A 14,394-nucleotide genomic window follows, 5' to 3' on the forward strand; every position below is an offset into this window, starting at 1 on the left:
GCTGATCGGTCATCAGAGCCCTTCCTCGGGACGCGGAGTTCGACCTCGACGCCCTCCCCGGGCGCCGAGTACAGCTCGGCCGTGCCGCCGAGGTCCCGCGAGACGGCGTCGCGCCACATCGGGTGGTCGTCCACGACCATCACCCGTATCGGCCGGTCAGTCGTCGGCTGATCGGTCATCAGAGCCCTTCCTCGGGACGCGGAGTTCGACCTCGACGCCCTCCCCGGGCGCCGAGTACAGCTCGGCCGTGCCGCCGAGGTCCAGCAGCCGGCCGCGGATGGACTGGGAGACGCCCAGCCGCCCGGCCCGCTCCGCCTCGCCGAGGCGGCCGGGGGCGAAGCCGGGGCCGTCGTCGCGGATGCTGACCGTGACGGCCTGCGGCTCGTCCTCCACCAGGATCCAGGCCCGGGCCCGCTCCCCGGCGTGCCGGCGGACGTTGTCGACGGCGGCGCCGACCGCCGCGGCCAGTTCGCCGGCCGCCCCGGCGGACAGCAGCACCGGCCCGCCGGGGGCGGACAGCGTGATCCGCTCGTCGGCGTACGGGCGCAGCAGCGCGGTGAGGTCCTGCGGCTCCCCGGCCCCGCGCTCCGGCGGGCGCTGCCCCGGGATCGGGCCGCCGGTCATCAGCGCCCGCAGGGCGCGCTCCTGCTCGCCGGCCAGCCGGCCGAGTTCGGCGAAGTCGGCGTCGCCGCCCGGGCGTCCACCGGCCACGGCCGCAGCGCCCTCGGCCGGCCTCGCGGTGAGTTCCGCGCCGTGGCGCTGGACGAGGGCGAGCACCTGGAGCACGCCGTCGTGGATGTCGCGGGAGAGCCGCTCGCGCTCCCGGGTGGCCGCCTCGACCTGGAGTGCCCGGGTGAGCGTCGCCTCGCTGGCGCGGGCCAGTTCGATGACGTAGCCGATGGCGCAGCCGGCCACCATCAGCAGCATGATGTTGTGGACGTTGTCGCCGGTCGCGCCGCCGTGGCCGAGGATGTTGGCGACGCCGATCACCGTGCCCGCGGCGGCCGCCCAGCGCCAGCCGCCCTTGCCGGCGAAGCCGAGCACCGTACCGGCGGCCCAGATGGTCGGCAGGGTGGGCGCGCCGTGGCTGATCCGCACCGGGTCGTCGGTCAGGCCGCTCATCACGATGCCGGTGACGGCGAGGGTGAGGTCGGTGCCGAGCACGTACCAGGTGCAGCGCTGCGGGCCGGCGAAGGCCCGGGTGCTGGCGAGCGTCCAGAGGGTGAGCGTACCGAGGAAGATCCAGCCGGCGACGGGGTGCAGGAAGTCCAGGTAGGAATTGAGGTAGCGCAGCAGGGCGTAGCAGAGGGCTAGCAGCCGGAAGTAGGAGATGGCCTTCCACAACGGCAGTTCGACGGACATGCCCCCGGCCGCGACCGCGCCGCCGACTGCCCCGGTTCTCTCGCCGTCCGTCATCCTTCCGCCCCTCCCCCGGGCCGCGCCCGCGGTCGTCAGGCCGACCCGGTCTCCTTCGGCTCCTGCCCGGACTGCTCGGCCTTCTCCGTCGCGGCGGCCTTGTCGGCGGCGGCCTTCTCGGCCTCCGCCTCCGCCTTCTCCGCCTTGGCGGCGGCCTTGCGCTCGGCGTCGGCCTTCTTCTTGTCGTCGGCGATCTGCCGCTTGGCCGCGGTCGCGTAGATGTCCACGTACTCCTGGCCGGAGAGCCGCATGATCTCGTACATCACCTCGTCCGTCACCGAACGGAGGATGAAGCGGTCGTTCTCCATGCCGTGGTAGCGGGAGAAGTCCAGCGGGCGGCCGATCCGGATGCCGGGGCGGGTACCGAAGTTGGGGATCACCTGACCGGGCGGCTGGACCTTCTCGGTGTCGATCATGGCGACCGGGATGACCGGCGCGCCGGTGGCCAGCGCGACGCGCGCCAGGCCGCCGACCTTGCCGCGGTACAGCTTGCCGTCGGGCGAGCGGGTGCCCTCGGGGTAGACGCCGAACAGCTCGCCGCCGTCCAGCACCGCGATGGCGCTGCGGATCGCGGCCTCGCCCGCGCCGCGCACGCCCGAGCGGTCCACCGGCAGCTGGCCGACGCCCTTGAAGAACGCGGCGGTCAGCCGGCCCTTGATGCCCGGGGTGTTGAAGTACTCGGCCTTCGCGATGAAGGTCACCCGGCGTTTGATCAGCGCGGGGAAGAAGAAGGAGTCCGAGAAGGACAGGTGGTTGCTCGCGATGATGGCCGCGCCCTCGGTGGGGATGTTCTCCTCACCCTCGATCCACGGCCGGAAGAAGATCCGAAGCAGTGGCGCGACGATCATCTTCATCAGTCGGTAGAACAACCCGGGCCTCCTGTTATGCGGACCGGTCGATCCTAATGCCCCGTGGGCTCGGCCCGCGCCCCGCCCCGCCCCGGCGGGCCGCCGCCGGACTCCCGCAAGCACTCGCGCGGGGGCCGCCGCGAGGGGTGTGCGGCCCGCGCGGGAGCCGCCATGAGGGGTGTACGTCCCGGGCGGGGCCGTGGGACGATGCGGATTCCCGCAGCCTCCCCCTCCAGCGTCCCTCCCCCAGCGCCACCCGCCCGCGAAGGAGTCCGCCATGCCGTTGCTGCCCGGTGCCGAACCGTACCGCCACCGCGGCGGACCGGTGGGGGTGCTGCTGTGCCACGGCTTCACCGGGTCGCCGCAGTCGCTGCGGCCCTGGGCGGAGGAACTGGCCGCGGCCGGGTTCAGCGTGTCGCTGCCGCTGCTGCCCGGGCACGGCACCCGGTGGCGGGACATGCAGGTCACCCGCTGGGAGGACTGGTACGCCGAGGTCGAGCACGAACTGCTGACGCTGTCCGCCGAGTGCGAGCAGGTCTTCGTCTGCGCGCTGTCGATGGGCGGCGCGCTGGCGCTGCGGCTGGCCGCGCTGCACGGTCCGGCGGTGTCCGGGCTGGTGCTGGTCAACCCGTCGGTGCGCTCGGACAACCCCGCGAGTGTGCTGCTGCCGGTGCTGCGGCACCTCGTGCCGAGCGTGCCCGGGATCGCCGACGACATCGCCAAGCCCGGCGCGGTCGAGCTGGGCTACGACCGGACGCCGCTGAACGCCGCCTGGTCGCTGGGCCGGCTGTGGCGGGACGTCCGACGGCGGCTGCCGCAGGTGACCCAGCCGGTGCTGCTCTTCCGCAGTCCGCAGGACCACGTCGTCTCGCCGGCCAACTCGGAACTGGTGCTGGCCCGGATATCCTCGACCGACGTGACGGAGCGGCTGTGCCAGCGCAGCTTCCACGTCGCGACGCTGGACCACGACGCGGCGGAAATATTCGCGGCCAGCCAGGACTTCATCCGACGGCTGGCCCCCGCGCACGCGGTGGGCGTCACCGGGGTCGAATCCGACGATCACCATGGCTGAAGGGCCGGAAGTGCACGAGAGCAGCACGGCGGGCGGCGGGGACGAGGCACCCCGCGAGGACGGCGCGACGAAGGACGGCACCGCGCAGAGCGGCGCCCCGGCGGACCGTCCGGGGGCGGACGGCGTCACCGCCCCGGCCGCGGAGGCCCCCGAAGCGACGGCCGCCGACCGGCGCCCGGCCGAACCGGACGCCACCGCGCCCGCGGAGCCCCGCACCCGGCGCGCCCCCGAGCGCAGCCAGGCCGAGCAGGACGAGATCTTCGCCGCCCTGGTCGCCCAGTTCGACGACCCCGTGGACCTCACCAATCCCAACTGGCCGGAGGTCGAGAACCTCCGGGCGCAGAGCGAGCTGAAGGGCGGCCTCAAGGATGCCCCCGGCTCCCGGACCGACCCGGACGACCTCGCCGACCTCGCCCCGCAGCCCCGCCCCCGCTCCGGTCGGCCGGTGATGCCGGCGGCGGGCTCGGGCCCGCGTGACTTCGAGCTGGCCGAGGAGACCGACGAGGACCACTACGTCCCGCCGGAGCCCCCGCCGCTGCCGACCGCCGACGTCACCGCGAAGTTCGCCTGGCTCGCGGTGCTCGGCGGCCCCGCCCTGCTGCTGTTCGACGCGGTGGTGTGGCGGGAGATCGCCGGCTGGCCGGCCTGGGTCGGGATCACCGCCTTCCTCGGCGGCTTCGTCACCCTGGTGACCCGGATGAAGGACCGCGACGAGGACGAGCCCGAGGACCCGGACAACGGCGCGGTCGTCTAGGTTGCCGGAGCCTCCGGCAGCTCCAGCACCGCGAGCACCGGCAGGTGGTCGGTCGCGGCGCGCAGGTCGGCCTCGGTGACGCCGGGCAGCCCGTGCGGCACCCCGCAGCCGAGGACGGTGATCCCGGGCGTGGCGAACACGGCGTCGATCCGCTGGTAGGGGCGCTCGGGGACGGACGTGAACTCGCCGCCCCAGGGCGCGGTCGGGTACCCGTCCTGGAGCCGCGCGGCCAGCAGCTGCCAGCCCCTGCCGTCCGGGTGCTCGTTGAAGTCCCCTGCCACGATGCCGTGTTCGGCGATCCCGAGCTGGTCGAGCAGCAGCTCGAACTGGCCGTACCGCTCGTCGGCGTCCAGGCTGAGGTGGCAGCTGGTGAGGGTGAACGGCGCCGCGCCGGGCAGTCGCAGCAGCGCGGTGGCGAAGCCCCGGGCGTGCAGGCCGCGGGTCTTGGGCAGCAGCCGGTCGTGCACGCCCAGCAGTTGCGCCGCGCCGGGCCGGCCGAGCAGCAGCGGCCCGGCGGCGGTCCGGCCGCCGCCGGCCAGGACGGCCGTCCCGGTGCTCCGGGCCAGCCAGGCGGCCTGGCCCTCGGGCCGCCAGTAGCGCGGCGACTCCTGGATGCAGACCAGGTCGGGCGCGCAGGCCCGGATCACCCGGGCCAGCGCCCGCCGGTCGTCCCGCAGCGAGCGGATGTTGTAGCTGAGCAGGCGCAACCGGCGCGGGCCGGGCGGCGGCGGTTCGGCGGGTGCCGTGGTCATGGTCCTGGTCCTCCCCGTACGTACGTGGTGCGTGGGACGACCGTACGGCAGGGCCGGGGGCGTGCGTCGGCGGCGGCGCGTCCGGGGTTGGTCGGGGTCCGGTCGCACCGCCGCCGGCGGGTTCGGGGGGTGGCTACGCGGTGCGGGCCAGGTCGGCGGCGCCGACGATGCCGGCGGCGGAGCCCATCGAGGCCAGCACGACCTCGGCGCGCGGGCGGTGGATACCGCCGGTGAGGTAGTGCTCGAAGGCCTTGGCGACCGGGTCGAGCAGCAGGCGGCCGGAATCGGAGACGCCGCCGCCGAGGACGAAGACGCCCGGGTCGAAGAGCGCGGCGAGGTCGGCCATGCCGCGGCCGAGCCAGTCGGCCAGTTCGGCGTAGCACTCCAGGGCGAGCGGGTCGCCCTCCTCGGCCGCCTCGGTGATGTGGATGCCGCGGATGGTCTCGGCGACGCCGTCGTTGAGCTCCAGCATCCGCCGGCCGCGCACCTGGTCGGCGGCGGCCTTCTCCCGGCCGTAGCGGCGCAGCGCCCGCCCGGAGCCGTACTGCTCCCAGCAGCCCTTGCCGCCGCAGCCGCAGGCCAGGCCGTCGGGGACCATGTTGAGGTGGCCGATCTCGCCGGCCACGCCGAACCGGCCGCGGTGCAGCCGGCCGTCGAGGACGATGCCGCCGCCGATGCCGGTGCCGACGGTGATCAGCACCATGTCCCGGTGGTCGGCGGCGGCGCCGAAGCGGAACTCGGCCCAGGCGGCGCAGTTGGCGTCGTTCTCGACGACGGTGTCCAGGCCGGCGAGCTCCTCGATGCGGCCGCGCAGCGGCTCGTTCTCCCAGTCGATGTTGGGAGCGAAGATCACCGTGGAACGGTTGCTGTCCACGAAGCCGGGGGCGCCGACGCCGACGGCGGTGACGTCGGGGTGCTGCTCCTTGAGCTCGCGCACGGCCTGCGCGATGGCATCGACCGCCCACTGCGGGTCGGCCGGGGTGGGCACCCTGGTCCGGGCCAGGATCGCGCCCGCCTCGTCGACCACGCCTGCCGCGATCTTGGTCCCGCCGACATCGACGCCGATGGTCAGAGCCATGTGTCCCTCAGCTATTCACTCGTTCCCGCTGGGCGGAACGGTACCGCCCAACCCTGCCCCCCGTACACAGCCTCGCATACATTAACCGAAGACAATCATGGACCAACCGGGCCGCCAAGCTTCAAAAGTCGTATCTAATCGCCCGCTTCGTCACGCACCAGAGCAACGCGATCACGGTTCGAAGGTTACGGATTCACTGCTTGGCGGACGCCTCGTCAGGCGTGTCGAGGTCGATCCGCTCGGTGGGGGAGCCCTCGCCAGCCGTCCAGCGGTGCTCGTGGCCGGCCACCGCGGCCCGGTAGGCGGCCAGCAGTTCGGTGCCCGCGGCGGCCAGTCCGGAGCCGGCGGCGGCGAGGTGGGAGTAGACCTCGGGCTGCTGGGTGCGCAGCCGGTCGGCCAGCCCGGAGAGGGTGATCAGGGTGTCGGCGCTCGCCTCCTGCGCCTTCTGGCCGACGGCGGAGGCGAGCTTGCGCACCTCGTCCACCAGCGGGCCCAGCTCCGGCCCGAACGGGTGGGCCTGCGGGCCGCCCGGCTCGGCGGTGGGCTCGGTCCGGTCGTCGGTGCTGGTCATCGCGGGCGCCTCCTCAGCCGTGGCCGCACCCCGCGGCCCTCGGGCCCGACGCTACCGGACAGCCGGTAGGGGCCTCGAAAGGGCTTCAGCCCCGGGGCCAGAGCGCCGGGTCGGGCGCGAACCGTACCGAGAGCGCCCCATCGTGCAGGCTCGCGCCGGCCACCGTGCAGCGGCGCAGCGCGGACGGCAGGGTGAGCACCCGGCGGTGGGCGCCGAGGCCGACGACCAGTTCGTCGCCGCGCCGGACGAGGTCCAGCTCGGCCCGGTCGGCGCCGGGCAGCGCGAGGTGCCAGACCAGCAGGCCATCCTCGGCGAGGCGGTCCTCGACCGGCCAGGGCTCGGGGGCCAGCCGCTCCGGGCCGGGCCCGCCCCCGTACAGGCGGTCGGCGACGGCCTCCAGGGTGGCCTCGGCCAGTCCGGTGGCCAGCACCGGGGCGTCGGTCTCGGCGGCGAGCTCGGCCAGTTCCTCCCGGCGGCGGCGGGCCAGCGCGGCCAGCCACGGGTCCGGCGAGTCGGCCGCGCCCTCGGGCAGCACTCCGTGCACCACGACGGCGTCCGGCCGGTGGCCGTGCAGGGCCAACCCGGCCCGGATCCGGCCCAGTTCCCGGTACGGGTGGCCGTCGGCGGGCACGACCAGGCGCACGCTGGTGCCGGGCGCGGCGATCGCGGCGCGGGACTCGGCGAGCACCGCGGCGGCCTTGGTCCGCCCCTCGTACAGCCACTCGGCGGGCATCGGCACGCCGGCCAGGCCGGCCAGCAGCGGGCGCAGCGCCCGGGCGGCCTGCCGCTGCTCGGGGACGAGCCGGTCCAGGTAGCGCTCCAGCTGCTCGGGCAGGGCGAGGGTGGCGATCAGCTCGGCGGGCGGCGGGGCGAGCACGACCAGGACGTCCTGGTCGGCGGCGGGCAGGGCGCGCAGCAGGGCGATCCGGGCGATGCCGGGGAGGGCGGTCAGCTCCTCGGGGTCGAGCTGCTCGGCGCCGAGCAGGTCGAGGGCGGGTTTGAGCCGGCTGGTGAGCTCGCCGGCGGCGTACCGGAAGGCGGCCTGCTCGTCGATCCGGGAGACGGTCAGGCCGGGTGCGTAGCGGGCCGGTTCGGGCTCCAGGCGGGTGCCGAGGACGCCGTCCAGGGCGCGGTGCGGGTCGTCGGCGGCCAGCAGCCAGGTGCGGTGGCCGCGCCGGGCGGCGTGCAGGGCGGTGGCGGCGGCCACCACGGGCGCGCCCGCGTCGCCGCTGACCAGGATGGTGCGTGTCGCCGTCATGCCGTCGGCCCCCGTTCCGCCGCGTCAGCCCTGGACGGGCTTCTTGCCGTCGGCGTCCTCGACGCGCTTCTTCAGACCGGCCAGGGCGCGGTCGATGATGACCTTCTCGGCCTTGCGCTTGATCATGCCGAGCATCGGGATCTTGACGTCCACGGCGAGCTGGTACGTCACCTCGGTGCGGCTGCCGGAGAGCGGGGCGAGGGAGTAGGAGCCGTCCAGCGAGCGGAGCATCTGGCTGCGCACGAGGGTCCAGCCGACCTCGCGGTCGCCGTCCCAGGTGTAGGCGAGGACGTGCTCGTCGCGGATGGCGCCGGCGTCGAGCAGCAGGCGGACCTGGGCGGCGCGGCCGTCCTCGCCGGCTTCCAGGACCTCGACCTCCTTGACCTCGCCGGTCCAGGCCGGGTAGGCGGCGAAGTCGGCGATCACGGCCATGACCGTGGCCGGGGTCGCGTCGATGGTGATGCTCGACCTGGTGTGCTCCGCCATGGAATGGCCCTCCGCGTCGTCCCTCTGCCTGCCGGTCCGGTCGAGCGTGCTCGGCCTTGTCCGCCCGGAGCAGGCTACCGCGACCAGCGATCGGCTCGGCCGCGCGGGCCGCGGCTCGGCGGGGGCCCGGCGCCGGTCGGCGGGGCATGCTACCGGCCGGTCACCTCGGGGCTGTCGTAGGGTGCCATTCGAACGACCCGGTCACGGCCTGGTCGGACCCGGCCGGGTGTGACACTTCGAACACCGGAGCCGACCCCCCTGGTCGAAGCTGCCTACCGGGCAGTAACGTCCTGCCGTCCCGCAGCGTCGCGAACGAGGAGCAGTCTTGCTCGACTTCAGCCTTCCGGCTCTCTATCAGGTACCCGGCGGCGGTAATCTCTCCGACCCTGTGCACCGGAACGCGGCGGAACACCCGGACGTCGCGGTGCTCAGCCGGAAGGTGGACGGCCGCTGGCAGGAGTTGACCGCGGTGCAGTTCCTGGCCGAGGTGCACGCCGCCGCCAAGGGTCTGATCGCCGCGGGCATCGAGCCGGGCGACCGGGTGGGCGTCATGTCCCGCACCCGGTACGAGTGGACGCTGCTGGACTTCGCGATCTGGACGGCCGGCGCGATCACCGTCCCGGTGTACGAGACCTCCTCCGCCGAGCAGGTCGAGTGGATCCTCGGCGACTCCGGCGCGGTCGCCGTCGTCACCGAGACCGACCAGCACGTCAAGGTGGTCGACGAGGTCCGCGGCCGGCTCACCGGGCTGAAGCACACCTGGCAGATCGAGGGCGGCGCGATCGCCGCGCTGGCCGAGGCCGGGAAGGACGTCCCGGACGAGACGGTGCAGGAGCGCCGCTCGACCGCGACCGCCGACTCGATCGCCACCATCGTCTACACCTCGGGCACCACCGGCCGCCCGAAGGGCTGTCAGCTGACGCACGCCAACTTCCTCGCCGAGTGCGGCAACGTGGTGGAGCGCCTGGCCCCGCTGTTCCGCACCGGCGACAGCTCCGTCCTGCTGTTCCTGCCGCTGGCCCACGTGCTCGGCCGGATCGCCGAGATCGCCACCGCGATGGCGCCGATCAAGCTGGGCCACGTCTCCGACGTCAGGGACGTCACCACCGAGCTGGCCGCCTTCAAGCCGAGCCTGATCCTGGGCGTGCCGAGAGTCTTCGAGAAGGTCTACAACACCGCCCGCGCCAAGGCCCAGGCCGACGGCAAGGGCAAGATCTTCGACAAGGCCGCCGACACCGCGATCGCCTACAGCCGGGCGCTGGACGCCGGCGGCGCGGGCCTGGGCCTGCGGATCAAGCACGCGGTCTTCGACAAGCTGGTCTACAGCAAGCTGCGCGCCGCCCTCGGCGGCCGGGCCACCCACGCCATCTCCGGCGGCGCCCCGCTCGGCGAGCGGCTGGGCCACTTCTACCGGGGCATCGGCTTCACCGTCCTGGAGGGCTACGGCCTGACCGAGACCTGCGCGGCCACCGCCTTCAACCCGTGGGACAAGCCGAAGATCGGCACGGTCGGCCAGCCGGTCCCCGGTGCCTCGGTGCGGATCGCCGAGGACGGCGAGGTCTTCTTCAAGGGCCCGCACGTCTTCACCGGCTACTGGAACAACCCGCAGGCCACCGCCGACACCCTCAAGGACGGCTGGATCGCCACCGGCGACCTCGGCTCGCTCGACTCCGAGGGCTACCTGACCATCACCGGCCGCAAGAAGGAGATCATCGTCACCGCGGGCGGCAAGAACGTCGCCCCGGCCGTGATCGAGGACCGCATCCGGGCGCACGCACTGGTCGGCGAGGTCATGGTGGTCGGCGACCGCAAGCCCTTCGTGGCCTGCCTGGTCACCGTCGACCCGGACTTCTTCCCCAAGTGGAAGGAGCTCAACGGCAAGCCCGCCACCGCCACGGTGGCCGAGCTGAGCCAGGATCCGGACCTGCTGGCCGCCCTCCAGGCCGCGGTGGACGACGGCAACGCGGCCGTCTCGCACGCCGAGGCGGTCAAGAAGTTCCGCCTGCTGGACACCGAGTTCTCCGAGGAGAGCGGCCACCTGACGCCCTCCCTCAAGCTCAAGCGCAACCTCGTGCTGAAGGACTTCGCCGCCGACATCGAGGCGATCTACCAGAAGTAGCCGGGTACGGGCCCCGCCTCCGGCGAAGGAGACGGGGCCCGCTCACGGGTCCGAGCCCGGTCTAGGCCGCCAACAGCGAGGTCAGCCGCCCGGCCAGCAGGTCCCAGCGCCAGGAGCGCTCCACCCAGCGCCGCCCGGCCTCGCCCATCCGCCGCCGCAGCTCCTCGTCGCCCAGCAGCCGGACGATCCGCTCGGCGGCCGCGGCGGCCGAGCCGCCCGGCACCACGTACCCGGTCTCGCCCTCCAGCACCGCGTCCGGCGCGCCGCCGGAGTCGCCGGCGACCACCGGCAGACCGGTCGCCGAGGCCTCCAGGTAGACGATGCCCAGGCCCTCGACGTCCAGCCCCCCGCGCCTGGTCCGGCAGGGCATCGCGAAGACGTCCCCGGCCCCGTAGTGGGCGGGCAGTTCCTCCCACGGCACCGAGCCGGTGAAGCGCACCGAGGCCCGGACCCCCTTGGCGTCGGCCAGCTTCTCCAGGTCCGCCCGGTACGGGCCGCCGCCGACGATCAGCAGCACGGCGTCCGGCACGTCGGCGAGGATCTGCGGCATCGCCTCGATCAGCGTGTCCTGGCCCTTGCGCGGCACCAGCCGGGAGACGCAGACCACCACCGGCCGGTCCGCCAGCCCGAGCCGGCGACGCACCTCGGCGCCCCCCGAGCCCGGGTGGAAGGTCGTCTCGTCCACGCCCGGCGGCAGCTGCACCATCCGGGCCGCGGCCTGCGGCCCGACCGCGCCCGCGATCCGGGACCGGGTGTACTCCCCCAGGTAGGTCAGCACGTCGGTGCCCGCGCCGATCCGCCGCAGCAGCTGCCGGGCGGCCGGCAGCTGGGCCCAGGCGGCCTCGTGCCCGTGGGTCATGCCGAGCAGCCGCGCCGCACCGGCCCGGCGCAGCGCGGGCGCCATCAGCCCGAGCGGGGCGGCGGCGCCGAACCAGACCGAGTCGCACTTCTCCGCCCGCAGGATCTCGGCGGCCCGCCGGGTGACCCGCGGTGTGGGAACCATCACCTTCGTCCGGTCCCGGATCACCGGGAACGGCTGCTCGGCGTCGAAGCGGGCCACCTCGCTGCCGTCCCGCCAGGTGGAGGCGTACACCACGATGCTCCCGGCGGGCTGACGCACAGCCATGTTGTGCACGAAGGCCTGGATGCCGCCGGGGCGGGGCGGGAAGTCGTTGGTGACGATCAAGGTTCGGTGCATTCAGGCCACGGCTCGCTTGTCGGGGGGTGCTCGGTGTACCGCTGGGTGATCCGTACGATAGGTCAACACCATGACCCGCCGGGAACGGATCCGCGCACGGCAACCGTTTCACCCCCGGGTCAGTCCTAGAACCTAGGCGGCCGGTGGCGGCCCGGCCAAGCGTGCCGTGCCCGCCCCTCCGACCGCCCGGGCGTCCGTCGCGCGGCGCCTCCGGTGGGACGTCCGAGACGAACGAGGGAGCGCAGTGGAGTTGGCCCCGGCCACCGAGTCCGGTACACCCAGCGGCGCGGCCGGCCCCGGCCCGACGCCGGCCGCCCGGCAGGAGCCGGCCCGTGCCCCCGGCCGGCCGTTCGGGGCGCTCGCCGCACTCGGTGCCACCTGGGTGGCCACCCGGACGGTGCTGGTGCTGCTGATGACCGGCGTGGTCAAGGGGCTCGGCGGGGACATCACCGCCGACGTCTGGATGATCTACCACGCCTGGTACGGCGTCCTGCAGACCGGCACCTTCCCGTTCGACGACGTGACCTGGCAGTACCCGCCCGGCGCGGCCCTGGTGATCCTGCTGCCCGGCCTGCTGCCCTGGTCGTACCTGGTCTCCTTCTGGGTGATCTGCGGGATCGCCGACGTCGCCGCCACCGCCCTGCTGGTCCGCACCGGACTGCGCCGGGGCCGGGCACTGACCGGCGCCTGGATGTGGGTGGTGGCCGTGCCGCTGCTCGGCCCGATGGTCTACAACCGGCTGGACATCATCGTCACCGCGATCGCCCTGGCCGGCCTGCTGGCGCTGATCCGCCGCCCGGCGATCGGCGGGATGCTGCTCGGCCTGGGCGGGATCATCAAGATCTGGCCGCTGCTCGCCCTGATCGGCACCCCCTCCGGCCGCCGCACCCGCCGCGCCTGGACGCTGGCCGCGGCCACCGCCGTCTCGGTGGGCTTCCTGCTCGCGGCCGGGATGAACGGCGCCTTCGGCTTCCTCGCCTTCCAGAAGGAGCGCGGCATCGAGGTGGAGTCGCTCGGCGCGCTGCCGCTGCACTTCGCCCGGCTCGCGGACGCCTGGGACGGCAGGGTCACCATGAACTACGGCTCCCCGGAGATGCTCGGGCCGTGGGTCCCCGTGATCAGCAAGGTGATGATGGCCGGCACCGTGCTGGGCTTCGCCTGGCTGCTGCTCTGGCGCTTCACCGCCAAGCGCCGCAACGCGGCCACCATGTACGACGCGGCGCTCAGCGCGCTGCTCATCTTCACCGTCACCAGCCGGGTGATCAGCCCGCAGTACCTGGTCTGGCTGATCGGCGTCGCCGCCGTCTGCCTGACCGTGCGCGGCAGCAGCCAGCGGCCGGTGGCCCTGCTGATCCTGCTCGCCTGCCCGCTGACGCTGGCCGAGTTCCCGCTGATGTTCAGCCGGATCCTCGCCAGCGAGCCCTGGGGCGTCACCGTGCTCAGCCTGCGCAACCTGCTGCTGCTGGCCGCCACCGTGCTCTCCTGCGTCCGGCTCTGGCGCGCCACCCGCGGCCCGGCACAGCTCCCGGCGACGGTGGTGCTGGCCAAGCCCGAGCCGGTGCCCGCCGGCGCCTACCCGGTGCGCCCCGGCATCGCCTACGAGCAGGACCTGCTGGACGGCATCGACCGGCCCGGTACCCCGGCCAGGCAGCGGCCCGGCACCCCGGCCAGGCAGCGGCGCTGAACGCCGCGCGCGCCGTCAGGCCCTGTCCGGCCGATCCTGCCGGGCCCGCGACGCCGGACAGGACCTAATCGCGCAGCGCGGCCACCTCGTCCAGCCAGAGCCGGGTGAACTCGGCCAGGCCGACGCCCGGTCCGGCCCGGAGCAGCCGGTCCAGCCGGTGGTCCCGGTCCGCCCCCTCCCCGTCGGCCGCGCCGACCGCCCGGTAGAACGCCACGAGCCGCTCGGGCCCGTAGCGCCGGGCGATCAGCTCGCAGGCGAGCCAGGCCTGCTCGTACGCCTGGGCGATGCCGTCGGCCCCCGCGGTGAAGTCCCGGTCGGCGGGCAGCGCGGTGGGCAGCCGGCCGGCGGCGACGTCCCGGGCCAGCTCGGGGGCGATCTGCTGCGGGCGCCGGCCGGAGCCCCGGTAGGCGGTCCAGTCGGCGACGCCCTCGGAGAGCCAGAGCGGTGTCCAGGCCCGGGTGTCGGCCCTGGTCGCGACGTGGGTGGCCTCGTGGGTGACGACCACCTGCCGGCCGAAGTCGCTGAGCCGCTCGAACGTGCCGGGGTTGACCAGCACCCGGTCGGCGGGGGTGTGCCAGGGCGCGCCGGGGGCGGCCGAGGTGACCGCCGCCATGCCCGCCCAGCCCGCCGGGTCGACCTCCAGCAGCCGGGCGAACTGCTCGGCGGTGGCGGGTACTTCGAGCAGCAGGCGGCCCGCCCAGCCGGTGCCCCAGACCTCGCTCACGGCGGGTGCGGCCCGGTCGGCCACCGCGACCAGACCGGCCGGGTCGGGCCCGTCGGCCAGTCCGAGCACCAGGCAGTGCGCGCCCGCCGCGGACCGGGCGGAGCCGAGGTCCCAGAGCGCCGGGGGCCCGCTCGCACTCTCCTCCCGGTCGACCCGCCAGCCGCCGCCGGCCAGGACCAGGTCGATCCGGCGCGGGTACACCACCGGGTAGTCGTCGTACCCGGTGATCCGGACCGCCAGGTCGGCGGCGGCCGTGAGCCGCTCCGGTCCGGCGTCCGCGCCGAGCACCAGGTTGCGGTAGCCGGCCTCGATCGCCGCCGGTCCGGACCAGGAGGGCAGCGCCCGGGCCCGCGCGTCCAGCAGCGCGGCCACCTCGGCCCGCCGGTCCGACGCCCACCGGTCCGACGCCCACCCGGCCGCGGAGGGGTCCGCCG

At 74.6% G+C, this 14,394-nt stretch carries 13 protein-coding genes; 4 read left to right on the plus strand and 9 right to left on the minus strand.

Annotated elements, in window-relative coordinates:
- Positions 1 to 156: 156 nt before the first annotated feature.
- A complete protein-coding gene (gene macS / locus ACIOGZ_RS27800) occupies positions 157 to 1,416 on the minus strand; it encodes a MacS family sensor histidine kinase (protein WP_400987827.1) in 1,260 nt (419 codons plus the stop codon).
- 35 nt (positions 1,417 to 1,451) lie between these two features.
- On the minus strand, positions 1,452 to 2,285 hold the full coding sequence (locus ACIOGZ_RS27805; RefSeq protein WP_363582970.1) for a lysophospholipid acyltransferase family protein: 834 nt from the start codon (positions 2,283 to 2,285) through the stop codon (positions 1,452 to 1,454).
- A gap of 256 nt (positions 2,286 to 2,541) precedes the next feature.
- Here ACIOGZ_RS27805 and ACIOGZ_RS27810 point away from each other — a divergent pair, with 256 nt between their 5' ends.
- Positions 2,542 to 3,336 (plus strand): alpha/beta fold hydrolase, encoded by a 795-nt coding sequence (locus ACIOGZ_RS27810; protein ID WP_363582972.1) that lies wholly within the window; start codon positions 2,542 to 2,544, stop codon positions 3,334 to 3,336.
- Between the two features lie 10 nt (positions 3,337 to 3,346).
- Positions 3,347 to 4,090, plus strand: a complete 744-nt coding sequence (locus tag ACIOGZ_RS27815) for a hypothetical protein (protein WP_400987829.1) — start codon at positions 3,347 to 3,349, stop codon at positions 4,088 to 4,090.
- Here the strand turns inward: ACIOGZ_RS27815 and ACIOGZ_RS27820 are convergent.
- The 5 genes from ACIOGZ_RS27820 to ACIOGZ_RS27840 form a co-directional block, all read right to left on the minus strand.
- The gene (locus ACIOGZ_RS27820; protein ID WP_363582976.1) at positions 4,087 to 4,842 is read right to left on the minus strand and encodes an endonuclease/exonuclease/phosphatase family protein; all 756 of its coding nucleotides are present in this window, start codon (positions 4,840 to 4,842) and stop codon (positions 4,087 to 4,089) included. The genes ACIOGZ_RS27815 and ACIOGZ_RS27820 overlap by 4 nt on opposite strands.
- A gap of 133 nt (positions 4,843 to 4,975) precedes the next feature.
- The gene (locus ACIOGZ_RS27825; RefSeq protein ID WP_363582978.1) at positions 4,976 to 5,920 is read right to left on the minus strand and encodes an ROK family glucokinase; all 945 of its coding nucleotides are present in this window, start codon (positions 5,918 to 5,920) and stop codon (positions 4,976 to 4,978) included.
- A gap of 193 nt (positions 5,921 to 6,113) precedes the next feature.
- Positions 6,114 to 6,491: a DUF5304 family protein gene (locus ACIOGZ_RS27830; protein WP_363582980.1), complete on the minus strand. Its 378-nt coding sequence runs from the start codon at positions 6,489 to 6,491 to the stop codon at positions 6,114 to 6,116.
- 85 nt (positions 6,492 to 6,576) lie between these two features.
- Positions 6,577 to 7,749, minus strand: coding sequence for an ArsA-related P-loop ATPase (locus tag ACIOGZ_RS27835; RefSeq protein WP_363628796.1), 1,173 nt, complete (start codon positions 7,747 to 7,749; stop codon positions 6,577 to 6,579).
- Between the two features lie 24 nt (positions 7,750 to 7,773).
- A complete protein-coding gene (locus ACIOGZ_RS27840; protein WP_350884431.1) occupies positions 7,774 to 8,235 on the minus strand; it encodes an SRPBCC family protein in 462 nt (153 codons plus the stop codon).
- A 325-nt stretch (positions 8,236 to 8,560) separates the two neighbouring features.
- Between ACIOGZ_RS27840 and ACIOGZ_RS27845 the strand changes: the two genes are divergently transcribed.
- Positions 8,561 to 10,354, plus strand: a complete 1,794-nt coding sequence (locus ACIOGZ_RS27845) for a long-chain fatty acid--CoA ligase (protein WP_363582984.1) — start codon at positions 8,561 to 8,563, stop codon at positions 10,352 to 10,354.
- Between the two features lie 61 nt (positions 10,355 to 10,415).
- Here ACIOGZ_RS27845 and ACIOGZ_RS27850 read toward each other — a convergent pair whose 3' ends face one another.
- Positions 10,416 to 11,552, minus strand: a complete 1,137-nt coding sequence (locus ACIOGZ_RS27850) for a glycosyltransferase family 4 protein (RefSeq protein ID WP_363582986.1) — start codon at positions 11,550 to 11,552, stop codon at positions 10,416 to 10,418.
- Between the two features lie 244 nt (positions 11,553 to 11,796).
- Between ACIOGZ_RS27850 and ACIOGZ_RS27855 the strand changes: the two genes are divergently transcribed.
- Positions 11,797 to 13,236 (plus strand): glycosyltransferase 87 family protein, encoded by a 1,440-nt coding sequence (locus ACIOGZ_RS27855; RefSeq protein WP_400987832.1) that lies wholly within the window; start codon positions 11,797 to 11,799, stop codon positions 13,234 to 13,236.
- Between the two features lie 64 nt (positions 13,237 to 13,300).
- On the opposite strand, the gene ACIOGZ_RS27860 is transcribed toward ACIOGZ_RS27855, so the two are convergent.
- Entirely contained in the window at positions 13,301 to 14,332 is a 1,032-nt protein-coding gene (locus ACIOGZ_RS27860; protein WP_400987834.1) for a hypothetical protein, read from the minus strand.
- Positions 14,333 to 14,394 lie beyond the last annotated feature (62 nt).

It is taken from the genome of Kitasatospora sp. NPDC088160 (genome assembly GCF_044741445.1).
In the GTDB taxonomy this organism is placed as follows: Bacteria; Actinomycetota; Actinomycetes; order Streptomycetales; family Streptomycetaceae; genus Kitasatospora.